The organism is Celeribacter sp. ULVN23_4 (assembly GCF_054788345.1).
The window spans coordinates 81,342-107,799 of the sequence record NZ_JBTVYO010000005.1; the positions used below are offsets into that span (position 1 = coordinate 81,342).

General features: G+C 60.1%; 20 protein-coding genes. 12 read left to right on the plus strand and 8 right to left on the minus strand.

Annotated elements, in window-relative coordinates; translation table 11 throughout:
• The first annotated feature begins 107 nt into the window (after positions 1-107).
• From glmU to moaA, 5 genes are read left to right on the plus strand one after another with little or no spacing between them, the layout of a single operon-like run.
• Positions 108-1,460, plus strand: coding sequence for a bifunctional UDP-N-acetylglucosamine diphosphorylase/glucosamine-1-phosphate N-acetyltransferase GlmU (glmU, locus tag ACYBHZ_RS12360; protein ID WP_460274589.1), 1,353 nt, complete (start codon positions 108-110; stop codon positions 1,458-1,460).
• 3 nt (positions 1,461-1,463) lie between these two features.
• Positions 1,464-3,278, plus strand: coding sequence for a glutamine--fructose-6-phosphate transaminase (isomerizing) (gene glmS, locus ACYBHZ_RS12365; RefSeq protein ID WP_460274590.1), 1,815 nt, complete (start codon positions 1,464-1,466; stop codon positions 3,276-3,278).
• Positions 3,279-3,280: 2 nt separating this feature from the next.
• Positions 3,281-3,850, plus strand: a complete 570-nt coding sequence (locus ACYBHZ_RS12370) for a GNAT family N-acetyltransferase (protein ID WP_460274591.1) — start codon at positions 3,281-3,283, stop codon at positions 3,848-3,850.
• A 16-nt stretch (positions 3,851-3,866) separates the two neighbouring features.
• Complete coding sequence (locus ACYBHZ_RS12375; protein ID WP_460274592.1) at positions 3,867-4,511, plus strand: DNA alkylation repair protein; 645 nt, start codon at positions 3,867-3,869, stop codon at positions 4,509-4,511.
• A 42-nt stretch (positions 4,512-4,553) separates the two neighbouring features.
• Positions 4,554-5,567: a GTP 3',8-cyclase MoaA gene (gene moaA / locus ACYBHZ_RS12380; protein WP_460274593.1), complete on the plus strand. Its 1,014-nt coding sequence runs from the start codon at positions 4,554-4,556 to the stop codon at positions 5,565-5,567.
• A 99-nt stretch (positions 5,568-5,666) separates the two neighbouring features.
• Here moaA and ACYBHZ_RS12385 read toward each other — a convergent pair whose 3' ends face one another.
• Positions 5,667-6,830, minus strand: a complete 1,164-nt coding sequence (locus ACYBHZ_RS12385) for a M20 aminoacylase family protein (RefSeq protein ID WP_460274594.1) — start codon at positions 6,828-6,830, stop codon at positions 5,667-5,669.
• Between the two features lie 335 nt (positions 6,831-7,165).
• On the opposite strand from ACYBHZ_RS12385, the gene ACYBHZ_RS12390 reads away from it, so the two are divergent.
• The 5 genes from ACYBHZ_RS12390 to ACYBHZ_RS12410 all read left to right on the plus strand — a co-directional run bounded on the left by ACYBHZ_RS12390 (position 7,166) and on the right by ACYBHZ_RS12410 (position 12,998).
• Positions 7,166-8,212, plus strand: a complete 1,047-nt coding sequence (locus ACYBHZ_RS12390) for an ABC transporter ATP-binding protein (protein ID WP_460274595.1) — start codon at positions 7,166-7,168, stop codon at positions 8,210-8,212.
• Positions 8,202-9,215 carry an ABC transporter ATP-binding protein gene (locus ACYBHZ_RS12395; protein ID WP_460274596.1) on the plus strand — a complete coding sequence of 338 codons (1,014 nt, stop codon included), beginning with the start codon at positions 8,202-8,204 and terminating at the stop codon, positions 9,213-9,215. The genes ACYBHZ_RS12390 and ACYBHZ_RS12395 overlap by 11 nt, the downstream gene beginning before the upstream one ends.
• Before the next feature lie 51 nt (positions 9,216-9,266).
• Complete coding sequence (locus ACYBHZ_RS12400) at positions 9,267-10,964, plus strand: peptide ABC transporter substrate-binding protein (protein ID WP_460274597.1); 1,698 nt, start codon at positions 9,267-9,269, stop codon at positions 10,962-10,964.
• A 96-nt stretch (positions 10,965-11,060) separates the two neighbouring features.
• Entirely contained in the window at positions 11,061-12,068 is a 1,008-nt protein-coding gene (locus tag ACYBHZ_RS12405) for an ABC transporter permease (RefSeq protein ID WP_460274598.1), read from the plus strand.
• Positions 12,069-12,080: 12 nt separating this feature from the next.
• Complete coding sequence (locus tag ACYBHZ_RS12410) at positions 12,081-12,998, plus strand: ABC transporter permease (protein ID WP_460274599.1); 918 nt, start codon at positions 12,081-12,083, stop codon at positions 12,996-12,998.
• Between the two features lie 49 nt (positions 12,999-13,047).
• Here the strand turns inward: ACYBHZ_RS12410 and ACYBHZ_RS12415 are convergent, their stop codons facing one another.
• The 5 genes from ACYBHZ_RS12415 to ACYBHZ_RS12435 all read right to left on the minus strand — a co-directional run bounded on the left by ACYBHZ_RS12415 (position 13,048) and on the right by ACYBHZ_RS12435 (position 19,371).
• Positions 13,048-14,334 (minus strand): DUF3422 family protein, encoded by a 1,287-nt coding sequence (locus ACYBHZ_RS12415; protein ID WP_460274600.1) that lies wholly within the window; start codon positions 14,332-14,334, stop codon positions 13,048-13,050.
• Positions 14,335-14,444: 110 nt separating this feature from the next.
• Positions 14,445-15,638, minus strand: coding sequence for an amidohydrolase (locus tag ACYBHZ_RS12420; RefSeq protein WP_460274601.1), 1,194 nt, complete (start codon positions 15,636-15,638; stop codon positions 14,445-14,447).
• Between the two features lie 164 nt (positions 15,639-15,802).
• Entirely contained in the window at positions 15,803-17,233 is a 1,431-nt protein-coding gene (locus ACYBHZ_RS12425) for an NAD(P)(+) transhydrogenase (Re/Si-specific) subunit beta (protein ID WP_460274602.1), read from the minus strand.
• Between the two features lie 12 nt (positions 17,234-17,245).
• Positions 17,246-18,817 (minus strand): Re/Si-specific NAD(P)(+) transhydrogenase subunit alpha, encoded by a 1,572-nt coding sequence (locus ACYBHZ_RS12430; RefSeq protein ID WP_460274603.1) that lies wholly within the window; start codon positions 18,815-18,817, stop codon positions 17,246-17,248.
• 110 nt (positions 18,818-18,927) lie between these two features.
• Complete coding sequence (locus ACYBHZ_RS12435) at positions 18,928-19,371, minus strand: methyltransferase family protein (protein ID WP_460274604.1); 444 nt, start codon at positions 19,369-19,371, stop codon at positions 18,928-18,930.
• Positions 19,372-19,417: 46 nt separating this feature from the next.
• On the opposite strand from ACYBHZ_RS12435, the gene ACYBHZ_RS12440 reads away from it, so the two are divergent.
• Complete coding sequence (locus tag ACYBHZ_RS12440; RefSeq protein WP_460274605.1) at positions 19,418-19,894, plus strand: GNAT family N-acetyltransferase; 477 nt, start codon at positions 19,418-19,420, stop codon at positions 19,892-19,894.
• Between the two features lie 537 nt (positions 19,895-20,431).
• Here ACYBHZ_RS12440 and ACYBHZ_RS12445 read toward each other — a convergent pair.
• Positions 20,432-21,208, minus strand: a complete 777-nt coding sequence (locus ACYBHZ_RS12445; protein ID WP_460274606.1) for a gamma-glutamyl-gamma-aminobutyrate hydrolase family protein — start codon at positions 21,206-21,208, stop codon at positions 20,432-20,434.
• A gap of 136 nt (positions 21,209-21,344) precedes the next feature.
• On the minus strand, positions 21,345-23,486 hold the full coding sequence (locus tag ACYBHZ_RS12450) for a malate synthase G (protein ID WP_460274607.1): 2,142 nt from the start codon (positions 23,484-23,486) through the stop codon (positions 21,345-21,347).
• Positions 23,487-23,712: 226 nt separating this feature from the next.
• Between ACYBHZ_RS12450 and pepN the strand changes: the two genes are divergently transcribed.
• A complete protein-coding gene (pepN, locus tag ACYBHZ_RS12455; protein ID WP_460274608.1) occupies positions 23,713-26,262 on the plus strand; it encodes an aminopeptidase N in 2,550 nt (849 codons plus the stop codon).
• Positions 26,263-26,458: the final 196 nt, after the last annotated feature.

Below are 26,458 nucleotides of genomic sequence, written 5' to 3' on the forward strand. Positions count from 1 at the left end.
ACGTCAGAATAAGTGAAGCCCTTTGTCCGCAACGGCCCCTTGCAGCGCTCCGCGTCATGGGTAAAACGGCTAAGAGACAAAGAAAAGAGCAGATCGGAACGAAACTCATGGCCACAGCCCTCATTCTTCTTGCCGCCGGACAAGGGACGCGGATGAATTCCGACCTGCCGAAGGTGCTACATCCGATCGGAAATGCCCCCATGTTCGCCCATGCGCTGGCCTCCGGGAGCGCGCTTGAGCCCGAACGCACGGTTCTGGTTGTCGGACACGGTGGCGATCTGGTGGCTGCAGAGGCCGCCAAGATTGACGAAGAGATCGTGATCGCCCGCCAAGAGGAACAGCTCGGCACCGCCCATGCGGTTTTGCAGGCGAAAGATGCGCTTCTGGGCTTTGAAGGCGACGCCATCGTGGTGTACGGCGACACGCCGTTCATTTCCGAGGACACGATCCTGAGGATGATCGAGGCCCGCAAAAGCGCCGATGTCGTGGTTCTGGGGTTCGAGGCCGCCGATCCCGCCCGCTACGGGCGTCTGGTAATGGACGGCGACAAGCTCACCCGCATCGTCGAATATAAAGACGCCTCGGAGACCGAGCGCGCCCTCACCTTCTGTAACTCCGGTCTGGTTGCCGCCGACGCCTCCGTGCTGTTCGAGCTGCTGGAACAGGTCGGCAATGACAATGCCGCCGGGGAATATTACCTGCCGGACATCGTCCAGATCGCTTGGAACACGGGCCGCACCGCGACGGCTGTGGCTTGTGATGAAGCCGAGACGCTGGGCGTCAACACCCGCAGCGAACTTGCGCGGGCCGAGGCGATTTTTCAAGCCACCAAGCGCGCTGAGGCGCTCGACAACGGCGTGACCCTGATGGCCCCGGAAACGGTGTTCTTCTCACTCGACACCTATATTGGTCGCGACACTGTTGTGGAGCCGAACGTCATCTTCGGACCCGGCGTGACGGTGGAATCTCAAACCCGCATCCGCGCGTTCAGCCATTTCGAAGGCTGCCATGTCTCGATGGGCTCCACCGTCGGCCCCTTCGCCCGTCTGCGCCCCGGCGCGGAACTGTCGAACAACGCCCATATCGGCAACTTCGTCGAGGTGAAAAACGCCCTGATCGGCGAAGGCACCAAGGTGAACCATCTGACCTATATCGGCGACGCGGACATCGGCGACGGCACGAACGTCGGTGCTGGCACGATCACCTGCAACTATGACGGCGTGTTCAAACACCGCACCGTGGTGGGGCGCAACGCCTTCATCGGCTCCAACACCATGCTGGTCGCCCCGGTGACGGTGGGTGACGAAGCGATGACCGCGAGCGGATCGGTGATCACCTCCAATGTCGAGCCGGGCGCGCTCGCCATTGGACGGGCAAAACAGGTGAACAAACCCATGCTCGCCGTGCGGATGTTCGAAAAGTTAAAGTCTCTCAAAGCTAAAAAGCAAAAAGGGCAGTAATACATGTGTGGTATTGTTGGGATTTTGGGAAATCATGAAGCGGCTCCGATCCTCGTAGAGTCGCTGAAAAAGCTCGAATATCGCGGCTATGACAGCGCCGGGATCGCCACGGTGTCGAGCGGAAAACTCGACCGTCGCCGCGCCGTTGGCAAGCTCGTCAACCTGTCGGACCTTCTGGTGCACGAGCCCCTCTCCGGCAAAACCGGTATCGGCCATATCCGCTGGGCAACCCACGGTGCCGCCACCACCGGCAATGCGCACCCGCATCGTTCCGGCCCGGTCACCGTGGTGCACAACGGGATCATCGAGAACTTCCGCGAACTGCGCGCTGAGCTGGCCGAGGCGGGCATCTACCCCGAAACGGAAACGGACACCGAGACCGTTGTCCTGATGACCCGCATGTATATGGATCAGGGCATGGCGCCCCGTGAGGCCGCTGTGGCCGCGCTCAAGAAACTCGAAGGCGCGTTCGCGCTTCTCTGGCTGTTCGAGGGCGAAGACGATCTGATGATCGCGGCCCGCAATGGCGCGCCGCTAGCAATCGGTCATGGCGACGGCGAGATGTTCGCTGGCTCGGACGCAATTGCTCTGGCCCCGATGACAGATCGCATCACCTATCTGGAACAAGGCGATTATGCCTTCATCACCCGCGAAGGCGTGGAACTTTTCGACGCCGAAGGACGGCGTGCGAACCGTGATGAGGTCCGGATCGATCTCGGTGCGGCGCAGATCGAAAAGGGTGGCTACAAACACTTCATGGCCAAAGAAATCGCCGAACAGCCCGTCGTGCTCGGCGACGCTTTGCAGCATTATCTCGGCGACAAAGGCCTAAACCTGCCGGAAGATTTGGACTTCTCCAAAATCTCCCGCCTGACCATGGTCGCCTGCGGTACCGCCTTCTACGCCTGCTCCGTGGCGAAATACTGGTTCGAAAGCCTTGCCCGCCTGCCCGTCGAAATCGATGTCGCCTCCGAGTTCCGCTACCGCGAACCCCCGATGCCCGACGACAGCTACGCGATTTTCGTCAGCCAGTCCGGCGAAACCGCCGACACGCTGGCCGCGCTCCGCTATTGCGATGAAAAGGTTGCGAAAACCGTCGCCGTGGTCAACGTGCCGACCTCCTCCATAGCCCGCGAATGCGACATTGCCCTGCCGATCCTCGCAGGCGTCGAAGTCGGCGTGGCCTCGACCAAGGCCTTCACCTGTCAGCTGCTCGTCCTCGCAAGCCTCGCTCTCAAGGCCGCACGTGATCGCGGCCATCTGAGCGAGACGGACCTTGCCAAACACATGGAAGATCTGCGCAGCCTGCCCGCTCTGATGAGCCATGCGCTGGGTCTCGACGAGGCTTTGAACATCGTTTCAAACGACTTGTCCGAAGCCCGTGACGTGCTGTTCCTCGGGCGCGGCCCGATGTACCCGCTCGCCCTCGAAGGCGCTCTTAAACTTAAAGAAATCAGCTACATCCACGCCGAAGGTTATGCGTCCGGCGAGTTGAAACACGGCCCCATCGCGCTGATCGACAGCCACACCCCGGTGATCGTCTTCGCCCCGCATGACGCGCTGTTCGACAAAACCGTTTCGAACATGCAGGAAGTCATGGCGCGCGGCGGTAAGGTGCTTTTGGTCTCCGACAAAAAAGGGCTCGATGTCGCGTCCGAAGGCGTCTGGCAAACCGTCCGCATGCCGGAAGTCCCCGACCTTTTCGCCCCGATCCTCTACGCCATCCCGGCGCAGCTCATCGCCTATCACACGGCGGTCGCCAAAGGCACGGATGTGGATCAGCCCCGCAACCTCGCGAAATCGGTGACGGTGGAGTAAACATGGCGGATGTGAAACCTGTCGAATTTGATCCCAAACCGCGTCTCGATGGGCTCACCATCGGGCTGCGGCAAGCCGTTCCCAATGATTGGTATGCGCTTTACGACGTGGCCCGCGATAAAAAAATCTGGGCCAACCATCCAGAGAAAGACCGCTGGACAGAAGAAAAATTCCGCCTGTTTTTCGACGCTGGCCTCGAAAATCCCGAAGGCATGTATGTGATCGGCAACTACGAAACCGGGAAAATCATTGGATCGACGCGGTTCTATGGCACCACACCGGAGGCGACCCGGATCGGTTATACGTTTCTGGCTCGCGAATTTTGGGGCACTGGCCTGAACCGCGAAGTGAAACTGTTGATGCTCAACCATGCCTTTGCCTCGAAATCTGCCGTTTACTTTGATATCGGAGCGGCGAACAAACGCTCGCGCAAAGCTGTTGAGAAACTCGGTGCAAAATTGTCGATGAAGCCGACAAAAGGCAAAGTGGAATATGTTTTGCGCCCGGATATCGCAAAAATCAGTCTGAGCCCCGCACCGGCAGTCCATGGCAAAAGCTGTAGCTGCTGCTGATCACGAAGGACCCAAAATGAGTTATTCTTCCTATTTTTCCGCGCTCACCGAGGCGTCTGACTCGGGCCGGGCGGCAGAGCTCGAAACGCGTTTCGGCCCCTCCAACTATCTCGGCGTTCCGCCGCAAACACTCGAAGATCTCGCCCGCAGCTGGCGGCAAGATGTGGCCTTTCCCGACCGGCTCGAACTGGCGCGCGCGCTTTGGGACAACGGCACTTATGAAGCTCGCCTCATGGCCGCAAAACTTCTGACTCAAGCGCGCATTCAGGATGACGCGGAGATTTGGGAGCAGATTTGCACATGGGTGTCCGAGGCAGGCAACTGGGCCGAGATTGATGCCCTGTCCGCCGCCGGGGCGCGCCGGATCGTCACGGACTTGTCCCGCATGGAAAAGGTGCACGCGCTCGCTCAATCCGAACGCGTTTTGGACCGCCGTGCCGCCCTTGGCCTGTCCCTGCCCCTCGCGAAACGCGCACATCCGACAGAGGAAGAGCTCAGCGCCATCGACGATGTGCTGTTCTGGCTGACCTATGCCTTGCAGGATGCCGATAAGGATGTCTCGCGCATGGCCGACAGCTGGCTCAAAAGCCTCGGCAAACATGATCGCAAACGCGCAAGCATGGTGCGACGAGTGGTTCAATCGCGCACAAATGACACTTGATACAGCTTGGCAGTCGCCCGGATGCGCCCTAGATTGCCCTCTATGACGAACGCCCCGCGCCTTATCGATCCCTTCGCCCGTGCGATCACCTACCTGCGGGTCTCGGTGACGGATCGCTGTGACTTCCGCTGTGTCTATTGCATGGCGGAACACATGACCTTTTTGCCGAAGAAAGAATTGCTGACCCTCGAAGAGCTGGACCGGATGTGTTCCACCTTCATCGGGCTGGGCGTCGAGAAACTGCGGATCACCGGCGGGGAACCCTTGGTCCGGCGCGAGATCATGAATTTCTTCAACGGCATGAGCCGCCATCTTGAGAGCGGTGCGCTGCAAGAACTGACCCTGACCACCAACGGCTCACAGCTTGATCGGTTCGCGAAGGATTTATACGCGGCGGGCGTGCGGCGCGTGAATGTGTCGCTCGACACGCTGGACGCCGAGAAATTCGCCCGCGTGACCCGCTGGGGCCGTCTCGAACAGGTGCTGCGCGGCATTGATGCGGCGCGCGAGGCGGGGCTTAAGATCAAAATCAACACCGTGGCGCTCAAGGGCTTCAACGAGAACGAGCTGTTCGAATTGACCGACTGGTGCGCGCGCGAAGGTATGGACCTGACCTTTATCGAGGTCATGCCAATGGGCGATCTCGGCAATGAGGACCGTGTCGGGCAATATTGGTCTTTGAACGATCTGCGCAGTGATCTTGCCACGCGCTACACGCTCACCGATCTGGCGGAACGCACCGGCGGCCCGGCCCGCTATGTGCGCCTTGAGGAAACCGGCCAGAAGATCGGCTTCATCACCCCGCTGACGCATAACTTCTGCGAAAGCTGTAACCGGGTGCGGATGACCTGTACTGGCGATCTGTTCATGTGTCTGGGCCAAGAAGACAACGCTTCTCTGCGCGACATCATGCGGGCCCATCCAGAGGATGACGCACCGTTGATTGAGGCCATCGAAGCCGCCATTTCGCGCAAGCCGAAAGGCCACGACTTCGACTATTCGCGGCAAAAGGCCGACGGTCAGGTGTCGCGGCATATGTCGCATACGGGCGGCTGAGGGGCGCCGCCCCTCGCCTTCGGCTCACCGGATATTTCCAGACAAAAAAGCGCCCCCAACCGGGAGCGCTTTGTTTTCATTTCAGCTCTAAGACACAGCTCACGCCGCAGGCAAACGGCTTTCCACCATCTCCGCATACCACGAACACCCCGCAGGGAGGGCCTCGTCGTTAAACATGTATTTCGGATGGTGCACCGGCGCGCCCGGACCGTTGCCGACGATGATATAGGCCCCCGGACGCTCTTCCAGCATATAGGCGAAGTCTTCGCCGCCCATCACCAGCGGATATTCCTCGCAGCTTCCGGCGACCTTGGTGGCTGCCTCAATTGCGTATTCGGTTTCCCGATCGTGGTTCACCATGACGGGGTAGCCGCGATGGTAATCGACTTGAATATCGGCGCCATAGGTCGCCCCGACCCCGGCACAGATGTCTTTCACGCGGTCTTCCGCCTGTGTCCGAACCTCGTCGTCGAGCGTGCGCACCGTGCCTTTCAGCATAACCTGCGCCGGAAGGACGTTATGCGCTTTCGAAGAGCTTTCGATCGTACAGACGGAGACCACCACCTGTTTGGTCGGATCGACATTGCGGGAGGCGATGGTCTGGAGCGCAAGCACCAGATGCGCCGCCGTCACCGTGCTGTCGACCGTTTCATGCGGCTTCGCGGCGTGGCCGCCCTTGCCCTTCACATAAATCTCGAATTCGTCGGCGGCGGCAAAGAACGGACCCGGACGGATCGCGAACGTGCCGGTCGGCAGGTTCGGCCAGTTGTGCATGCCATAAACTTCGTCGATGCCGAATTTATCCATCAGCCCCTCGTCGCACATGATCTTGCCGCCGCCGCCGCCCTCTTCGGCAGGCTGGAAGATCACAACGGCGGTGCCGTCGAAATTGCGCGTCTCCGTGAGATATTTGGCTGCCCCCAGAAGCATCGCGGTGTGACCGTCATGCCCGCAAGCATGCATAACGCCCGGATTTTTCGAGGCATATTCCGAACCGGTCTCTTCGAAGATCGGCAGGGCATCCATATCGGCGCGCAGACCTATGGTGCGGCCTTTGCTATCGGTTTTCCCCTTGATCACCCCCACGACGCCGGTCTGGGCCATGCCCTCGACCACCTCGTCACAACCGAACTCGCGCAGCAGTTCAGCGACCTTTTTAGAGGTGCGCGGCAGATCGAATTGCAATTCGGGATTCTCGTGGATGTCTCGTCGCCATGCGGTGATTTCCGGAAGCAATTCGGCGAGGCGGTTCTTGATGGGCATTTGGGTCTCCGAGGGTGGAATAAGCGAGGGTAGAAGTATTGGACCGATCTCTGACCGGGCTTCCTGTACGGGACGTCGGCGGCGCGAGAGAGGCAAGCAGCGATTTGGCACACCCCCCTGATCGCGGCCCCCTCAACCCAAAGGTGATCGCCCTTTGTGCAGAGGTCAAGCAGGAGCGCCTCATAATTTATCCGTTGGTAAAAAAAGTTGCACCCCGAGACAACTTGCCCCTTGCGCCATTGCAAAGAGTTGGTACCGTTTTGATCATACCGACCTCGGAGCAACTGGGGCGGATTATAAAAATAAAATAAAACCAACAGCTTGGGGGTCACCGCATGGCCGATGGGGCCGCACCCGTACTCAATGTCCGGGACCTGAAGACCGTTTTCAAAACGCGGTCCGGGTCCGTTCATGCCGTCAATTCCGTCTCTTTTTCACTGAAGCCTGGTGAATTGCTGGGCGTCGTCGGCGAATCTGGCTCTGGCAAATCCGTGACCATGATGTCGCTGATCGGCCTGATCCCCTCGCCCCCTGCGCAAGCCTCCGGTGGCGGCATCGATTTTGGCGGCATCGACCTCCTGAAAGCTTCCGAGAGCGAGCTGCGCGCCATTCGCGGCGCCCGGATCGGTTTTGTGTTCCAAGATCCCATGACCTCGCTGAACCCGGTGTTCACGGTCGGCTACCAAATTATGGAACCGCTGCGCAAACACATGAAAATGTCGAAGGCACAGGCCCGTGTCCGCGCCAAGGAGTTGCTCGAACTGGTCGGCATTCCGGATGCGGAACGTCGCCTCTCGGATTTCCCGCACCAATTCTCCGGCGGCATGCGCCAACGTGTGATGATCGCCATCGCGCTGGCTTGTGATCCCGAAGTTCTGATCGCCGACGAGCCGACCACCGCGCTCGACGTGACCATTCAGGCGCAAATTCTTGAGTTGATGCACGAGCTGCGCGCCAAGCTCGGCATGGCGGTGATCTGGATCACCCATGATTTGGGCGTGATCGCCGGGATCGCAGATCGGGTGCTGGTGATGTACGGCGGCCAGATCGTCGAACACGCCCCCGTACGCGACCTGTTCAAACATCCGCGCCACCCCTACACCCGCGCCCTGCTGAAAACCGTGCCCTCCGTGCGCGGCGACCGCGCCGAGCGGCTTGAGGTGATCGAAGGTCAGCCACCCATCCTGCGCGCGGAACCGTCGAGCTGTTCCTTTGCCTCGCGTTGCCCCTTCGCTTTTGAGCGCTGCCTCGCGGAAAACCCACCGCGCTATGATGTCCGGCCCGGCCATGATGCCGCCTGTTTCTACGATTTCGAGATCGACGCGCCGCGTGTCTCAGTTCAAGCCACCTCCGTCACCGAGGGAGTAATCGATGCTGGATGACACCAAATCCGACACTGTTCTGGTCGAGGTCCGGGATCTGAAAATGCATTTCCCGATCCACGCCGGCGTGCTCAAAAAGCGCGTGGGCGAGGTGAAGGCGGTCGACGGGATTTCTTTTGACATCATCGAAGGGGAAACCCTTGGCCTCGTTGGCGAGTCTGGCTGTGGCAAATCCACCGCCGGGCGCGCGATCCTGCGGCTCTATGACATCACCGAAGGCTCGATCAAGATCGACGGGGTGGAGATCGGCGCAACGCCGCAGCCCGACCTGCGTACCATGCGCCCGACCATGCAGATGGTGTTTCAGGATCCGCAGGCCTCTCTGAACCCGCGCATGACCGTGGCGGCGATCATCGGCGAGCCTCTGGACGAGCATGCGAAACTGGGCAAAGCGGAGAAGCGCAAAAAGGTTCTGTCCCTGATGGATGCCGTCGGGCTCAACCGCGATTTTGCCAATCGCTACCCGCATGAGTTTTCCGGCGGCCAGCGCCAGCGGATCGGTATCGCCCGCGCTCTGGCCCTGAACCCGAAATTCATCGTCTGCGACGAACCCATTGCGGCGCTCGACGTGTCCATTCAGGCGCAGGTGGTGAACCTTCTGGAAGATTTGCAGGCAGAATTCGGCCTGACCTACCTGTTTATTTCGCACGATCTGTCGATGGTCCGCCATATCGCGGACCGGGTGGCGGTGATGTATCTCGGACGCGTGGTCGAGCTTGCGAGCCGCGAAGAGCTCTTCGCCAATCCCAAACATCCCTATACCCAAGCGCTTCTTTCCGCCGTGCCCGAGCCCGATCCATGGCTTGAGGAAAAGGTCGAGCGCATCCTTCTGGAGGGCGATGTGCCCTCCCCGTCGAATCCGCCCAAGGGCTGCAACTTCTGCACGCGCTGCCCGCAGGTGATGGATATCTGCCGCGAGTTGGACCCCGTGGGTCAGGACATCGCGCCGGGTCATCAGGTGGCTTGCCACCTGTACACGCAAACCGAAGAGAGCGCCGCATAAGGCGCCGGTTTCGAGGACGAAAAGAGCATCCAACAAGGAGAGGTTAACCCCATGAATATCAAGACTGCCCTGCTGGGCGCCGTCGCGGGGCTCGCGCTTGCCCCGGCCGCTTTTGCGGAACGCGGTGCGGACGGCCATGTGAACATCATCTATTGGCAAGCACCGTCGACGATGAACCCCTATCTGTCGGGCGGCACCAAAGAGCTGGAAGTCGGCTCTCTCGTGCTCGAACCGCTCGCCCGCTACGACGAAACCGGCGCCATGGTGCCGTTTCTGGCCGAATCCGTGCCGACCATCGAAAACGGTGGCGTGTCCGAAGATCTGAAAAACATCACCTGGAAGCTGAAACCCGGCCTTCTGTGGTCCGATGGCACCCCACTGACCTCGGAAGATCTCAAGTTCACCTGGGAATATTGCACCTCCGAAGGCGGCGGCTGTGCCCAGACCGAAAAATACAATGACGTCACCGACGTGGAAATTGTCGACGACCTGACCGTCACCGTGCACTTCGGCGTCGCCAAGCCCTTCCCCTACGGCCCCTTCGTCGGCGCGCAAGCTCCGATCATCCAGAAGGCCCAGTTCGCGGATTGTACCGGCGAAGCCATGGCTTCCTGCACTGAGCAGAACTTCAACCCGATCGGCACCGGCCCCTTCGTTGTGGATGAGTTCAAGACCAACGACGTGGTGTCCATGTCCGCCAACCCGAACTATCGCGACCCGGCGAAACCGGCCTTCGCGACCGCGACCGTCAAAGGCGGCGGCGATGCCGCAGCTGCGGGTCGTTCTGTTCTGGAAACCGGCGAATTCGACTACGCTTGGAACCTCCAGCTCGCCCCCGATGTGCTCGCCGATATGGAGAGCAAAGGCAAAGGCAAGCTCGAAGTCTCCTTCGGTACGCTGGTCGAACGCATCATGGTGAACTTCACCGATCCGGATCCGGCTCTCGGCGAAGAGCGCGCCACCGCTGCGCACCCGCACCCGATCCTGTCCGACAAATCCGTGCGTCAGGCGCTCTCCATGGCGATCGACCGCGAGCTTTTGGTGGAAATCGGATACGGCGCTGCGGGTAAAGTCACCTGTAACGTGCTTCCGGCCCCGGCGATCTACGCCTCCACCGCCAATGACGCCTGCATGGTTCAGGACATCGAAGGCGCGAAAGCCCTGCTCGACGCTGATGGCTGGGTGGTTGGTTCCGACGGCATCCGCGAAAAAGACGGCAAGAAACTCTCGCTGCTGTTCCAAACCTCGACCAACGCTGTGCGCCAAGACTTCCAGGCGATCATCAAACAGTGGTGGAACGAGATCGGCGTCGAAGTCGAACTGCGCAACATCGACAGTTCCGTGTTCTTCGGCGGCGATGCTGGCTCCCCGGATACCTTCCAGAAGTTCTTTGCGGACGTAGAAATGTACGCCAACAACTTCGACGGCACCGACCCGGAAGCCTACATGGCCAACTGGGCATGTATTCAGGCCCCGCGCCCGGAAACGCAATGGCAGGGCAACAACATGCCGCGCTACTGCACCGAAGAGTTTGACGCGCTCGTCGCAGAAATGGCCAAAACCGGCGAGCTTGAAAAGCGCGCTGAACTGGCCAAATCGATGAACGACATGCTGATGCAAGACTACGCGATCATCCCGCTGGTCTACCGTGGCCGTGTGTCCGCCGCCTCCAACACTCTGGGCGGTGTGATCATGAACTCGTGGGATTCCGAGCTCTGGAATGTCGCAGACTGGTACCGCATCAAATAAGTGGCACGTCACTTTCGGGCGCCCCTTCACCACACAGGGGCGGGGCGCCCTCCCCCCACGTTTCAATGACAAAAGACCTGAACCGAGGCGTCGCTCATGCTCCACTACACGATCCGTCGTTTACTTCTCGCCATCCCGACGCTTCTGTTCATATCTTTGGTGATTTTCCTGCTGTTGGATCTCGCCCCCGGCGATCCGATGGCCTCCATCCCGCTCACAGTGCCTCCCGAGGTCAAAGAGCGCATGCGTGAGGCCTTGGGCCTTGGCGAGCCGGTCCATATTCGCTTTCTGAACTGGCTCTACCAGTTCTTCATCGTCGAACCGCAAGTGGCCTTTGACCACATTTTCGGCACGGATTTCTCCGAGGGCAAACAGCGCATCATTTCCTTCCAGTCGCGCTCCCCGGTCATGACTGTTGTGGCCGAGCGCATGCCGCAAACCCTTTGGGTCGTTGGCCTGTCCTACATCTTCGCCACGCTGATTGCTGTGCCGATCGGGATCATCTCCGCTTACCGGCAATACAGCTGGTTCGACCAGATCGGCACCTTCGTCTCGATGATCGGCTTCTCCATCCCGACCTTCTTCTCTGGCGTGCTGCTGATCGTGATCTTCTCCGTGGGGCTCGGCTGGTTCCCTTCGATCTATGACACGACACATGAAGTCACCGACTGGTCATCCTTCGTCTACCAGATGAAGCAAATGGCGATGCCGGTCTTCGTCCTGACGCTTTACAACGCCGCGCAGGTCAGCCGCTTCATGCGCGCCTCCATGCTGGACAATCTCAATCAGGACTATGTGCGCACGGCCCGCGCCAAGGGCATGTCCGAGAAGGTCGTCGTCCTCCTACACGTCCTGCGCAACTCGATGATCCCGGTCGTCACCGTGATCGCGCTCGGCGTGCCTTCGATCTTTGGTGGCGCGATCATCACCGAGCAGGTGTTTCAGGTGAACGGCCTTGGCCAGATGCTGATCACCGCGATCTACGCGTCTGATGCGCCAATGGTGCAGACGCTGACCTTCATCTTCGCCGTGCTCATCGTTCTCTTCAACCTCATCGCGGACATCCTCTACGGCGTTCTCGATCCGCGCATCCGCTACGACTAAGGGAGGTTGATCATGTCAGACGCAACCGTGACCAGCACCGTGAAACCCAAAGCGCCCCGCAACCAATGGTGGGACGTCTGGGATCAGTTCAAAACCCACAAAGGCGCCATGGCCGGGCTGGTGTTCTTTATCTTCATCATTCTGGCGGTCTATCTCGGCCCGTTTATCTGGACCATCGACCCGACCTATATCGACATCCGCGCCCGCAACTCCGGCCCTTCTCTGGCGCACCCGTTCGGGGCGGACCAGTTGGGCCGGGACATTCTGGCCCGGATGCTCACCGGCGGGCAGGTCTCGATCTCCGTCGGCCTCACCGCGATGGGGCTGTCTCTCGTACTTGGCACCTTCGTAGGTGTGCTGGCCGGCTATTGGAAAAGGCTCGACGGGCTGCTGATGCGCCTCACCGACCTGTTTCTGGCCCTTCCCCTTCTGCCGCTTTTGATGGTCATCATCATGCTGTTCCGCGATCCGCTGCGGAATGTCTTCGGACTTGAGGCCGGGATTTTCATCCTGATCGTCTTCGTCATCGGCATCACCAGCTGGATGCAGACCGCCCGCATCGTGCGCGGCGATGTGTTGGCCCTCAAGGAACGCGAATACGTTCTGGCCGCCCGCTCCATCGGCACGCCCTCGCGCCGTGTGGTGCTGCGTCACATCCTGCCAAACATCATGTCGCCGATCATGGTCTCCGCCACGCTGGGCATCGCCAATGCGATCATCACGGAAAGCGCGCTTTCCTTCCTCGGCCTCGGCTTCCCGCCGGATTACCCGACATGGGGTCGTCTGCTGTTCGATGCGAAAGATATGATCCAGCAATACCCCGAGCGCGTGATTTGGCCGGGTCTGGCGATCTCTCTGACCGTACTGGCCGTGAACTACATCGGCGATGGTCTGCGCGACGCGCTCGACCCGCGCATTCGTGGCCGGTAATCACCCGCCTCGCCCATCACAAAAACGCGCCCCACCGGGCGCGTTTTTCTTATCCGAAATGCTGTTTCTTGATCCGCCGGATCGCGAGCCAAACCAGCCCCACGACCACCGGCGTCGCCATCGCCAGAGCCACGCCTTTTGACAGGCCAAGTGGTTCCAGCACCGGATAGATCACATAGCCCACAAGGCTCACCGCGTAGTAGCTGATCGCCACCACAGACAGCCCTTCCACCGTCTCCTGCAACCGCAGCTGCATATCAGCGCGCTTGTCCATGCTCTCCAAAAGCTTCTGGTTCTGGTCCTGACGGCTCACATCGACCTTGGTGCGGAGCAGGTTCGCCGCCCGCGCCGCCCGTTCGGCAAGCCCTTCGAGCTGCCCTTTCGCCGCGCTCACTGTGCGCATCGCCGGATCGTAACGCCGCATCATGAACTCGCGAAACAGCTGGCGCGCCATAAAACGGCTCTCCCGCAGCACTTCGATCCGCTGATTGACAATCGCCTCATAAGCCCCCGTCGCGCCGAACCGGAAATTCGTCCGGGTCACGATGCCTTCGATCCGGGTCGACAGGCCGAGAATGTCGCCGAGCAACGCTTCCACCGACGCGCCGTTCTTCGACGTCAGCGTCGCCATGATTTCGGAAAGCTCTTTCTCGATATCCGCCAGTTCGCGCACCACATTGCGCGCCTGCACAAGGCCCAGCATCGACATCGCCTTGTAGGTCTCGATCTCGCAAAGCCTCTGAAGCACCCGCCCGATCCGGCGCTGGCCGCAATCGGGGCTCGGGAACATTGCAAAGCGCATATGCCCCGCTTCGTCGATCCGGAAATCCCCCGCGACCACCATCGCGCCGTCAAGCACCCGCGCCACGGCAAGGCTCTCGCGCTCGAACCAGCTGTCGATCCGCTCGACGATCTGCGCATCCTGCTCCACCGTCTCGACGCGGATGAGGGCCGAGGTGATCCGCTGCCCCGGCGCGTCTCCAAGCCAGTCTTCGGGGAACAGATCGAAAGTGTTCTTGTCAAAGGCGCGTTCCGCCACACCCTCGGCGAAAATCGTGTACGTCACGAATTCCGTGTGGCTTTCCCATTTCAGGCGATACTTGCCCAACGGCCCGATGTAATGTGTCGCCCCCGGCGCCGGATGCGGTGCCCCGTAGCGGTCCAAAAGCGCCAGCAGATGTGCCCGATCCAGATCACGATCCCGCCGTGCGGCATCCCCCGCCGCCCGGATCGCCAGATAGGCCGCACGGGCATTGGACGTCACCTCAGGAAAGGGACGGGCATGCAACTCATTGGCCAGCTCATAGCGGCGTGGGTGGTCTTGCAAAGGGGCCATTGGCGTTTTCCGTGCGTTTGCGTTCCTTCGGCTATAGCCTGCACACGCCCTTTGAGGCAATAAAAATTTTAGAGCTTTATCAAAGACTTAACGGAATGCCATGGTATACTTTACACATCCCCCAGCTCTTCCGTGACGATATTGAGCCAATAGGCCACGCCAATCGGGATGAGCGCATCGTTGAAATCGAAGGTCGGCGTATGCACGAAAGAGGCATCCGGACCGTCACCATTGCCGATCGACACATAAGCGCCGGGGATCTTTTCGAGGTAGTAGGCAAAGTCCTCGCTCGCACCGATGGCGGAGGCCTCCGTGTCGGTCAGCGCCGCCCCTGCGCCCGCCGCATGCGCCCGCCCCGCAAGCGCCACCTCATCGGCTGTATTCACCAGCGGCGGATAGCCCCGGTCAATCTCAACGGTGGCCGTCACATTCGCCGCCAAGGCGCAGCCCTCCGCCAACCGCGTGAGTTCCGTCATCAAAGTCTCGCGCACCTCCGGTTTGTAGCTGCGCGCGGTGCCTGCCACCAGAACCTTGGCCGGAATGATGTTCGGGCTTTCCCGCTCGCCCCCCGCCACATGTCCGATGGACATCACCGCCCAATCCGTGAGTGCAACCTTGCGCGAGATGATATTGCCGAGGCTGGCCATGAACTGCCCTGCGGCAACCGTCGGATCGGTGCCCTTGAACGGCGAAGCCCCGTGCCCGCCGCTGCCTTCGAACGTCACTTCCCAATCGTCGCATGCCGAAGTGTACGGCCCCGCTCGCGTTGTCAGCTGCCCAAGCGGGTCAAGCGGCCCGTTGTGAACGCCGTAGATCGCATCGGTCGGGAAAAGATCGAACAAACCATCCTTGATCATCTCATTGGCCCCGCCGCCGCCCTCTTCGGCGGGCTGAAAGACAAAGCGCACCGTGCCTGCGAAATCAGGATCATGGGCCAGCTTTTCGGCCGCTGCCAAAAGCATGGTCGTATGCCCGTCATGCCCGCAGGCATGCATCTTGCCCGGCACGGTCGAAGCATAGGGCAGCCCGGTCTGCTCATGAATGTGCAGCGCGTCCATATCGGCCCTGAGCGCAATCACCTTCTGCCCCGGACGCTTGCCCTTGAGCGTCCCAACGACGCCGGTTTTGCCAAGCCCGCGATGCACCTCAATGCCAAGCCCCTCCAGAAATTTTGCCACTAAATCAGAGGTCCGCACCTCTTCAAATGCGGTCTCAGGATGGGCATGAATATCGCGCCGGATCGCGGTCATCTTCTCGACAAAGCTCTGATCGGCGGCGATATCTTCGGGGGTCACATGTTTCATGGGGCTTCCAGTTTTCGGGCTTTTCTAAAGCCAGAATGACCGCTTGCCACAACGATGAAAAGTCCTCTCCGCGAAAGGCAGTTGTGCGTTTCCTTTGCTGCCCCAAATACTCAAAGAAAAAGGGCGGCCCAAAGACCGCCCTTCCTATCTTTTGTCTGCCCCGATCAATCGATTTTGGGCAGCAGGTCGCCGATGGATTTCTTCGCATCGCCGTAATACATGCGCGTGTTGTCCTTGTAGAACAGCGGGTTCTCGATGCCCGAGTAGCCCGTGCCCTGACCGCGTTTGCAGACGAAGACCTGCTTGGCTTTCCACACTTCCAGAACCGGCATGCCCGCAATCGGGGAATTCGGGTCGTCCTGTGCCGCCGGGTTCACGATGTCGTTCGAGCCGATCACGATGACCACATCCGTCTCCGGGAAGTCGTCGTTGATCTCGTCCATTTCCAGCACGATGTCGTAAGGCACCTTGGCTTCGGCCAGAAGCACGTTCATGTGCCCCGGCAGACGGCCTGCGACCGGGTGGATCGCAAAACGGACATTCTTGCCCTTGGCGCGCAGTTTCGAGGTCAGTTCCGCCACGTTTTGCTGCGCCTGAGCCACGGCCATGCCGTAGCCCGGCACGATCACGATGCTGTCGGCCTCGTTGAGCGCATTGGCCACACCATCGACGTCGATGGCGACCTGCTCGCCTTCCACTGCCATCGCCGGACCCGCCGTGCCGCCGAAGCCGCCGAGGATCACGGAGACGAAGCTGCGGTTCATCGCCTTACACATGATGTAGGACAGGATCGCACCGGAGGAGCCCACAAGAGCACCGACCACAATCAGAAGATCGTTCGACAGCGAGAAACCAATCGCCGCAGCGGCCCAGCCCGAGTAGGAGTTGAGCATCGACACGACCACCGGCATGTCGGCGCCGCCGATGCCCATGATCAGGTGATAGCCGATGAACAGCGCCAGAAGCGTCATCAGGAACAGCGGGAAGAACGCGCCGGTGTTGAAGTACCAGATCAGGCAGAGAAGCGAGATGATCGCCGCGCCCGCGTTGAGCATATGTCCGCCCGGCAGTTTCTCCGCCTTGGTGTTGACCTTGCCCGCCAGCTTGCCAAAGGCAATGACCGAACCGGTGAAAGTCACAGCACCGATGAACACACCAAGGAACAGTTCGACCTTGAGAATGTTCAGTTCAACGGCGCTTTTGTGTGCCACAAGCTGCGCGAAAGTGCCGAGATCCTCGGCATGGCCTTCGAAACCGGCGACATGGCCCATGACGAAATGCGCGTTATAGCCGACGAAGACAGCCGCCAGACCGACCAGGGAGTGCATCGCGGCGACAAGCTGCGGCATCTCGGTCATTTCGACCTTTTTCGCGACATACCAGCCGATCACACCGCCCGCCGCGATCAGGATCGCGGAGAGGAGCCAGAGGCCGGAGCCCGGCCCGATCAGGGTTGCGAACACGGCCAGAGCCATGCCAGCGATGCCGTACCAGACCGCACGTTTCGCACTTTCCTGCCCCGAAAGGCCGCCAAGCGCGAGGATAAAGAGAACGGCAGCGACCACGTAAGCCGCAGTGGTGAAACCAAAATCCATAATCTCTCTCCCTTACGATTTCTGGAACATGGCGAGCATGCGCCGCGTGACAAGGAAGCCGCCGAAGATGTTGATCCCGGCCATGAAGACCGAAAGCGCGGCAAGAATGATCACCAGCCAGTTGCCCGAGCCGATTTGCATCAGCGCGCCAAGGATGATGATCGAGGAGATCGCGTTGGTGACCGCCATCAGCGGCGTGTGCAGCGCGTGGCTGACGTTCCAGATCACCTGGAAGCCGATGAACACGGAAAGCACGAAGACGATGAAGTGCTGCATGAAGCTTGCGGGGGCCACAAGACCGACGCCCAGAAGAAGCACAGCACCGATGGCGATCAGGCCAACCTGATTGCGGGTCTGTTTCTTGAAGGCCTCGACTTCTGCCGCGCGTTTTTCCTCAGGCGTCAGCTCTTTCGGCTTCTCCTTCGGTTTCGCTGCGATCGCAGCCACTTTCGGCGGCGGCGGCGGGAAGGTGATCTCGTGATCATAGGTCACGGTCGCGCCGCGGATCACGTCGTCTTCCATGTTGTGATTGATCTGGCCGTCTTTCTCAGGGGTCAGGTCGGTCATCATGTGACGGATGTTCGTCGCATAAAGCGTCGAGGCCTGCGTCGCCATGCGGGACGGGAAATCGGTGTAGCCGATGATGGTCACGCCATTCTCGGTAACGATTTTCTCGTCTTTCACGGTGAGTTTGCAGTTGCCGCCTTTCTCCGCAGCAAGGTCCACGATCACGGAGCCCGGTTTCATCGCGGCAACCATGTCCTCGGTCCACAGTTCCGGCGCTTCGCGGTTCGGAATGAGGGCCGTGGTGATCACGATGTCCATCTCGGGCGCAAGCTCACGGAACTTGGCGAGCTGGGCTTCGCGGAATTCGGGGCTGGAGACAGAGGCATAGCCGCCCGTCGAGGCGCCGTCCTGCTGCTCTTCCTCGAAATCGAGATAGACGAATTCGGCGCCCATGGATTCGACCTGCTCGGCCACTTCCGGCCGCACGTCGAAAGCGTAGGTGATCGCCCCCAGAGAGGTGGAGGTGCCGATGGCCGCAAGACCTGCCACACCAGCGCCGACGATCAGCACTTTGGCAGGCGGCACTTTACCGGCGGCGGTCACCTGACCGGTGAAGAACCGGCCAAAGTTGTTGCCCGCCTCGATCACGGCGCGATAGCCCGCGATGTTCGCCATCGACGACAGAGCGTCCATCTTCTGCGCGCGCGAAATACGCGGCACCATTTCCATGGCGATGACGTTCGCGCCCGTTTCTTTCGCCTTTTCCATCCCGTCGGCATTGCCGCCCGGATTGAAGAAGGAGATCAGGGTCTGGCCTGCGCGCAGATAACCCATCTCAGCCTCGTCGGGCTGACGCACCTTCGCGACGATATCGCAGGCATCCCAGAGCGGCTTCGCCCCTTCGATCACCTCGACACCGGCCTCTTCATAGCTTTTGTCGGAAAAGCCCGCGAGCGCACCGGCCCCGGCTTCGATTGCGCAGTCATAGCCAAGCTTTTGCAATTGCTTGGCACTCTCAGGTGTCAGCGCGACACGCGCCTCCCCCTCGAAAACTTCCTTAGGAACACCGAATTTCAACGTGTATGTCCTTTTCTTCCCCAGTCTTCATCCTTGGCACCTTCCTTACCCAATTGCGGCAGTGCGGCGCAACAATATTGCGCAAACAAATCCACAACTGTGACGGCAGGTCACAGCCAACGTCGTGTGTGTTGTGCCCAGGTTTGAAACTCCCGAGGGAATTTCGTCCTGAGCCATCGTTCTTCCTCAACAATGAACCATCTTTGAATCACCGCCATAAAGACGGGGCTCATCAACATCCCTGCCGGGCTGCCGCACAGTAAAGCAAAGCCTGCAAGAGTAAAGGCATCGCCGAGGCAAATGGGGTTGCGAGACAATCGGCAAACCCCATCGGTGACAATATCGGACGGGACGCGGTGAGGGACCACTGTGGTATGATGTCGCCACATGGGAACGACAACGGGCCCCATGAGGCCAAGCCCGACGGCAATGAGCAGGCCGCCGAGAGTTTTCAGCCAGACGGGCGATGGGATCGCCAGCCCCGCCTCTGCACAGCCCCATGTGAGCGTCAGAAAGCCCAAAAGCCAGATCGACGGATAATCGAGATGTTTCATGCAAAGAACACTAGCCCGCCCCAGACACTCAAGCTAGGAACTCCCCATGAGATTGCGCCCCCTGAGTAAAAAAGACGCGGATGCCTGTTATGCGCTCTATCACCGGACCATTCATGGTGGCACCGGCGCGTTTTACGATGCCGCGCAGCGCGCCGCATGGGCTCCCGCGCGGGAACATGCCCCGGAAAGCTGGCCCGACCGGTTGACCGAAGGCTATGCGATCTGCGCCACCCGCTGGCGGCGGATCGTCGGCTTCTTCACCATGGGCTATGACGGGCATATCGATTTTGCCTATGTCGCGCTCGAAGAGATGGGCAAAGGCACCGCGCTCAAACTCTACGGGGCCTGCGAGACAGAGGCCCGTCGTCTTGGCCTTGCGCATATGCACACCGAAGCCTCGCATCTGGCCCGGCGTTTTTTCGAGAAGCGCGGCTGGTCCGTGGTGGCGCGCCAGACCGTGATCCGCGACTCGGTCGGGATCGAAAATTTCCGAATGCAGAAAAACCTGATCGAAAACTCGTGATGGGATGTGTTCAGACGGTCCGGCGACGGGCCTTTAAATCGCTGATCTCAAACTTACTTCTACAACGAGGGCCGCAGTTTTCGGCCCTGTGAGGAGAAACGCCACGGCCATGATCCGTCAGGACGCCTCCCGGATCGCGAGTTGTATCTGGTTTCACACACATGACGTTGGCCTGCCTTCACGCAGCCCAACGCAGGAAAGGCGAAGTCATGAACGCTTCGGTGTTCCGCACGGTTTTCGACCCTGTCCTTTTCAGCAGGTCAGAGGAGCTGCGCTATGGCTTCGCCTTTCACACGAGATACCTCTGCGACCCTTTTTCATCACGAAAAGGAGAAAATCATGGCCTAAAGCGTTTCGACTTCAACTTGATCTATCACATAAAGTCGAAACGCCCGCTCCGCTTGGACGTTGCACCGCGTTTCTGCTCAAACCCTGATTCAGGTTTAAGGAGAAACGCTTTAGCCACAACAAAAAAGGCGCCCTTCGGAGCGCCTTTTACATGCCACTCTCAGTGGCCTCTTGGCTTCAGATATTCATTCAGGCCTCGACGGCGACTTTCCCCCGCCGTGCCTCAGCAAACGCATAGACCGCTTTCCCGAACGCCTCGAACAAAGGCCGCGACACCGGGTCTTCAATGGCGCGGTATTCCGGGTGCCATTGCACGGCAAGCGTGAAGCCCGGCGCATCTTTCACATAGATCGCCTCGGGCGTGCCGTCCGGCGCGTAGCCGTCGATCACGATACGCGCGCCGGGTTTCTTGATCCCCTGACCGTGCAGCGTGTTGGTCATCACCTCGTCAGAGCCGAGAAGCCCTGCGAACACACCGCCCGTTGTCAGCTTGACCGGGTGGCGCAGCGCGAATTTTTCCTCAAGCGAGCCATCCGGCGGCATGCGGTGGTTCATCCGGCCGGGCAAATCCCGGATTTCCGGATAAAGCGTGCCGCCCATCGCGACGTTCACTTCCTGAAAACCGCGGCAGATACCGAAGATCGGCAGGCCTTTTTCGACACAGGACCGTATCAGCGGCAAGGTCACCGCATCACGGCAGCGATCAAAAGCCCCATGCGCGGAAGTTTCCTCTTCACCATATTCTTCCGGGTGCACATTCGGACGACCGCCGGTGAACAGGAAGCCATCGCAGACCTCCATCAACTCTTCAGTCCTGACAAAACTCGGATGCGGCGGAATCAAGAGCGGCAGGCAGCCTGCGACATCGGACACGGCCTCAGCATTCATTTTCCCACCCGTGTAGGCCGGGTAGGTTTCATTCAGCATGTCAGAGTTGCCGATAATGCCAACGACAGGTCGTTTCATGATGTGCCTTTCCTTTTCTCCAAAGATAGTCGCTTTGTCATGGGAGAAAAGGCCAAGCCGCGCGCAGCCCTTATGCACCAGCGCGCGAAGAGCATCGCGCGCTGTGGAATGTTGCACATCCAGGCAGAAATGCCGCTTAGCGCAGCGCTTTCAGTTCCAGCCGACGCGCATGCAACACTGGCTCTGTGTAGCCCGACGGTTGTACCCGGCCTTTGAACACCAGATCACAGGCAGCTTTGAACGCGATGGTGTCGAAAGACGGCGCCATCGGTACATAGAGCGGATCGCCCGCATTTTGACGGTCCACAACGGCCGCCATTTTCTTCATCGCGGCCATGACTTGCTCCTCGGTGACAACGCCGTGGTGTAGCCAGTTCGCAAGGCCCTGAGACGAAATTCGGCAGGTCGCGCGGTCTTCCATCAGCCCCACGTCGTGAATATCCGGCACTTTCGAGCAACCCACACCCTGATCGACCCAGCGCACCACATAGCCAAGGATGCCCTGCGCGTTGTTTTCGATCTCGGCGGTGATCTCATCGTCGGACCAGTTCACGCCCTTCGCCACCGGAATGGTCAGCAAATCGTCCAACGAGCCACGCGCACCGCTTTTGGCGATCTCGTCCTGCACCGCAAAGACATCAACCTTGTGATAATGCGTCGCGTGCAGCGTGGCTGCCGTCGGCGACGGCACCCAAGCACAGGTCGCCCCCGCCTTCGGATGACCGATCTTGGCCTCAAGCATCGCATGCATCAGGTCCGGCATGGCCCACATGCCCTTGCCGATCTGCGCCTTGCCCTTCAGCCCGCAGGCCAGACCGATATCGACGTTGCGCTCCTCGTAGGATTTGATCCAAGGCTGATCCTTCATCTCGCCTTTGCGGATCATCGGCCCCGCTTCCATCGAGGTGTGGATTTCATCGCCGGTGCGATCAAGGAAACCGGTGTTGATGAAGGCGACGCGATGTTTCGCGGCGCGGATACATTCCTTGAGGTTCGCGGAGGTGCGGCGCTCCTCATCCATGATGCCCAGCTTCACGGTGTTCGGCGCGAGCCCGAGGATAGTCTCGACACGGCTGAAAATCTCGTCGGCGAAAGCCACCTCTTCCGGCCCGTGCATCTTCGGCTTCACCACGTAGACCGAGCCCTCCACGGAGTTGCGCGGCCCGGAGGTCTTTTGCAGATCATGCATGGCGATCATCACGGTCACCAGCGCATCCATGATCCCCTCGCCGATCTCATGACCCTCCGGGTCGATGATCGCCGGGTTGGTCATCAAATGCCCAACATTGCGCACCAACATCATCGCGCGGCCCTGAAGCGTGATCTCCGATCCGTCCGGCGCGGTGAACACCCGATCGCCGTGCAGCGCGCGGGTAAAGCTTTTGCCCCCCTTCGACACCTCTTCGGTCAGATCGCCCTTCATCAGGCCGAGCCAGTTGCGATAGGCGGTGGTTTTCTCCTCCGCATCGACGGCCGCCACAGAGTCCTCGCAATCCATGATCGCGGACACTGCCGCCTCAACGAGAATGTCGGAAATCCCCGCGCTGTCCTGTGCACCGACCGGCGTCGAGGGATCGATCACGATGTCGATATAAAGACCGTTCTTCTGGAGCAAAACATGCCCCTCGGACGATCCCGCAAACTGCGCCGGATCGGCCAGACCGGTCTCGCCCATTTTGCCCTCAACGAGCAACAGATCGCCCTTGACGGTCAGCCCCGTCACATCGGCCCAAGAGCCACCCGCCAGCGGCGCGACCGCATCCAGATGCGCCTTCGCCCAAGCAATCACCCGCGCGCCACGGGCCGCGTCATAGCCCTTGCCCTCCGGCAGATCGCCCAGCGCATCCGTGCCATAAAGCGCGTCATACAAAGACCCCCAACGCGCATTCGCCGCGTTGAGCGCATAGCGCGCGTTGGTGATCGGCACCACAAGCTGCGGCCCCGGCTTGGTCGCAAATTCCGGGTCGATCTTGCTGGTCTCGATCTGGAAATCTTCCCCCTCGGGCAGCAAATAGCCGATCTCTTTCAGAAACGCCGTATAGGCCTCGGCGTCATGCGCCTTCCCCTTGCGCTCAAGATGCCATGCGTCGATCTTCGCCTGAATATCTTCGCGCTTTTCCAGAAGCGCGCGGTTCTTCGGCCCGAGATCACGCACGATCCCCGCCAGACCATCCCAGAACTGCGCGGCACTGATCCCGGTGCCCGGCAAGGCCTCGGCCTCAATGAACTGGGCGAGCTCTTCGGCAACCATCAGGCCGGATTTATCGACGCGCGTCATATGGGAATCACCTTTCGCAAATGTTCTGGGGAATTAAAAACGTGAATAAGCGAGTTTCCTATCGGAAACAAGCCACAGGCACGCTCCGGCCCGCTCTGCGCTCTGTCCTCCCGCGGCGTCATCCGACCTCACTTTCCCGAGACGTACCTCACCGCAGGTGTTGAAGCCCCCGAACCCGCGGTCTAACGTCGCTCGAAACCGGTGAAGACCGCAGAAGGAATTGGATATGAAAGACGCCGCCCCTCAGACCATTTATCTGAAAGATTACACCCCGTTCGGCTACCGGATTGAGAGCGTCGACCTCACCTTCAAGCTTCACCCGACCGCGACCCGCGTGATCTCCAAAATTGCCTTTGCGCCGACCCCGGAGGCAACGGACAAACGCTTCTTTCTCCATGGTGAGGAACTCAAGCTGATCTCCGCCAGCATTGACGGCAAACCCGTCACCCCGCGTCTGGTTGCGGGCGGGCTTGAGGCCGATGTGCCCGATGGCCCTTTCCTATGGGAAGCCGAGGTCGAGATCAGCCCCGAAACCAACACCGCGCTCGAAGGGCTCTACATGTCCAACGGCATGTATTCCACGCAATGCGAAGCCGAGGGCTTTCGCAAGATCACCTTCTACCCCGACCGCCCCGACGTGATGGCGGTGTTCACGGTGCGCGTCGAAGGCGATCTTCCTGTGCTTCTGTCGAACGGCAACCCGGTGGAGCGCGGCGACGGGTTCGCGGTCTGGCACGATCCTTGGCCAAAACCCTCCTACCTCTTCGCGCTGGTCGCGGGCGAGCTGATCAATCACCCCGGCTCTTTCACCACCATGTCGGGCCGCGAGGTCGAACTGAACATCTGGGTCCGCCCCGGTGATGAGGACAAATGCGCCTTCGGGATGGAAGCGCTCAAGAAGTCGATGAAATGGGACGAGGACACCTACGGGCGTGAATATGACTTGGACCTTTTCAACATCGTCGCCGTCGATGACTTCAACATGGGCGCGATGGAGAACAAGGGGCTGAACATCTTCAACTCGTCTTGCGTGCTGGCCTCGCAGGAAACCTCGACGGATGCCAATTTCGAGCGGATCGAGGGCATCATCGCGCATGAGTATTTCCACAACTGGACCGGCGACCGGATCACCTGCCGTGACTGGTTCCAGCTTTGCCTCAAAGAAGGCCTGACGGTTTATCGCGACCAGATGTTCTCCGGCGACATGCGCAGCCATGCGGTGAAACGCATTGAAGAAGTTATGATTTTGCGCGCTCGCCAGTTCCGCGAGGACAACGGACCGCTGGCCCACCCTGTGCGCCCGGAGAGCTTTGTCGAGATCAACAACTTCTACACCGCGACCGTCTACGAGAAAGGCGCTGAAATCATCGGCATGTTGCGCCGCCTGATCGGGGATGAGGATTACCGCAAGGGCTGCGATCTCTATTTCGAGCGCCATGACGGTGAGGCTGTGACCATCGAGGATTGGCTTGCTTCCTTCGAGACCGTCACAGGGCGTGATCTTACACAATTCAAACAATGGTACTCTCAGGCCGGCACCCCGCGCCTCAAGATGGAAGAAAGCTGGGACGACGGCACCCTGACCCTCAGCTTCTCCCAAAAGACCCCCGCCACGCCCGGCCAGAGCGAGAAAAATCCGCAGGTCATCCCGATCGCCGTCGGTCTCATCAGCCCGAATGGTGACGAGGTTCTACCGACCACGGTTCTGGAAATGACCGGAGCCGAGCAGAGCTTCACCTTCGAAGGCCTCGGCGCGCGCCCTGTGGCCTCTGTCTTGCGCGATTTCTCCGCGCCAGTGATTTTGGAGCGCGCGCTCGACAGCGAGACCCGCGCCTTCCTACTGGCCCATGACACCGATCCGTTCCAGAAATGGGAGATGGGCCGGACATTGGCCAAGGACACCTTGATCGCGATGATCGTCGATGATGCGGCCCCCGCCGCCGACTATCTCGACGCGATCCGCGCCGTCGTCACCGACGAGAGCCAAGACCCGGCCTTCCGCGCTTTGGTGCTTGGCCTGCCCTCGCAGGACGATCTGGCCCAGACATTGTTTGATGCGGGCGTCACGCCCAACCCGCAGAAAATCTACGAGGCCCGTGAAGTTCTGCGGCAAACCGTTGCCCGACACTTGTCCGACGCTTTGCCGACACTTTTCCGACCGTCGAAACCCGGCACTTATAAGCCCGACGCAGAAGGGTCTGGGCGGCGCTCTCTGAGCCTTGCCGCCCTGTCCTTCCTGACCCTTCTGGACACTGGCGTGGCGGCGAAAGCGCTTTTTGCCTCGGCCGACAACATGACCGAACAAGCGGGCGCGTTGCAGGCGCTTCTGTCCGCGGGGCTCGGCACGCAAGAGTTGCAAGCCTTTGAAGATCAATGGAAAGGCGATCGCCTTGTGATGGACAAATGGTTCGCCATGCAGGTCGCCTCCGCCGCCCCGGACAAGGCTGCCGAGGTTGCCGAGGCTCTGAGCCATCACCCGGCTTTCACCAACAAGAACCCGAACCGCTTCCGCGCGGTCTTCGGCGCCTTGACGGGCAACCACGCGGGTTTCCACCATGCCAGCGGCGCGGCCTATAAATTGGTTGCAGATCAACTGATTGCACTGGACGCCATGAACCCGCAGATCACCGCACGAATGAGCGGTGCCTTCGAGACATGGAAGCGCTACGACGCCGACCGCCAGCAGATGATCCGCGCCGAATTGGAGCGCATTCTGGCCACGCCGAACCTGTCGCGCGACACCACGGAGATGGTCAGTCGGATTCTCGCGGCCTGAGCCTCGCGGCGCGCCCCAACACAACCAAAAGTTGTTTGCGCAAACAGGCGACCGTTTGCGCAAACACTCCCTGTCATAACAAAAATTTGACCTGCTTTCGGTCATTAAGCTGACAGGGTGGATGGATTGTCACATTCAAAACACGCAATGCTGTGTCATGATCTCTGCCATCGTGCGGATTGTACGCTTTTATTTT

What these genes read in the sequence shown, in the direction of transcription:
- ACYBHZ_RS12395 (WP_460274596.1), top strand. Translation starts at nt 8,202, where the DNA reads ATGCTGGATGACACCAAATCCGACACTGTTCTGGTCGAGGTCCGGGAT.
- glmS (WP_460274590.1), top strand. Translation starts at nt 1,464, where the DNA reads ATGTGTGGTATTGTTGGGATTTTGGGAAATCATGAAGCGGCTCCGATC.
- ACYBHZ_RS12435 (WP_460274604.1), bottom strand. Translation starts at nt 19,371, where the DNA reads ATGAAACATCTCGATTATCCGTCGATCTGGCTTTTGGGCTTTCTGACG.
- ACYBHZ_RS12420 (WP_460274601.1), bottom strand. Translation starts at nt 15,638, where the DNA reads ATGAAACATGTGACCCCCGAAGATATCGCCGCCGATCAGAGCTTTGTC.
- ACYBHZ_RS12390 (WP_460274595.1), top strand. Translation starts at nt 7,166, where the DNA reads ATGGCCGATGGGGCCGCACCCGTACTCAATGTCCGGGACCTGAAGACC.
- pepN (WP_460274608.1), top strand. Translation starts at nt 23,713, where the DNA reads ATGAAAGACGCCGCCCCTCAGACCATTTATCTGAAAGATTACACCCCG.
- moaA (WP_460274593.1), top strand. Translation starts at nt 4,554, where the DNA reads ATGACGAACGCCCCGCGCCTTATCGATCCCTTCGCCCGTGCGATCACC.
- ACYBHZ_RS12370 (WP_460274591.1), top strand. Translation starts at nt 3,281, where the DNA reads ATGGCGGATGTGAAACCTGTCGAATTTGATCCCAAACCGCGTCTCGAT.
- ACYBHZ_RS12450 (WP_460274607.1), bottom strand. Translation starts at nt 23,486, where the DNA reads ATGACGCGCGTCGATAAATCCGGCCTGATGGTTGCCGAAGAGCTCGCC.
- ACYBHZ_RS12415 (WP_460274600.1), bottom strand. Translation starts at nt 14,334, where the DNA reads ATGGCCCCTTTGCAAGACCACCCACGCCGCTATGAGCTGGCCAATGAG.
- glmU (WP_460274589.1), top strand. Translation starts at nt 108, where the DNA reads ATGGCCACAGCCCTCATTCTTCTTGCCGCCGGACAAGGGACGCGGATG.
- ACYBHZ_RS12425 (WP_460274602.1), bottom strand. Translation starts at nt 17,233, where the DNA reads ATGGATTTTGGTTTCACCACTGCGGCTTACGTGGTCGCTGCCGTTCTC.
- ACYBHZ_RS12375 (WP_460274592.1), top strand. Translation starts at nt 3,867, where the DNA reads ATGAGTTATTCTTCCTATTTTTCCGCGCTCACCGAGGCGTCTGACTCG.
- ACYBHZ_RS12405 (WP_460274598.1), top strand. Translation starts at nt 11,061, where the DNA reads ATGCTCCACTACACGATCCGTCGTTTACTTCTCGCCATCCCGACGCTT.
- ACYBHZ_RS12385 (WP_460274594.1), bottom strand. Translation starts at nt 6,830, where the DNA reads ATGCCCATCAAGAACCGCCTCGCCGAATTGCTTCCGGAAATCACCGCA.
- ACYBHZ_RS12440 (WP_460274605.1), top strand. Translation starts at nt 19,418, where the DNA reads ATGAGATTGCGCCCCCTGAGTAAAAAAGACGCGGATGCCTGTTATGCG.
- ACYBHZ_RS12400 (WP_460274597.1), top strand. Translation starts at nt 9,267, where the DNA reads ATGAATATCAAGACTGCCCTGCTGGGCGCCGTCGCGGGGCTCGCGCTT.
- ACYBHZ_RS12410 (WP_460274599.1), top strand. Translation starts at nt 12,081, where the DNA reads ATGTCAGACGCAACCGTGACCAGCACCGTGAAACCCAAAGCGCCCCGC.
- ACYBHZ_RS12445 (WP_460274606.1), bottom strand. Translation starts at nt 21,208, where the DNA reads ATGAAACGACCTGTCGTTGGCATTATCGGCAACTCTGACATGCTGAAT.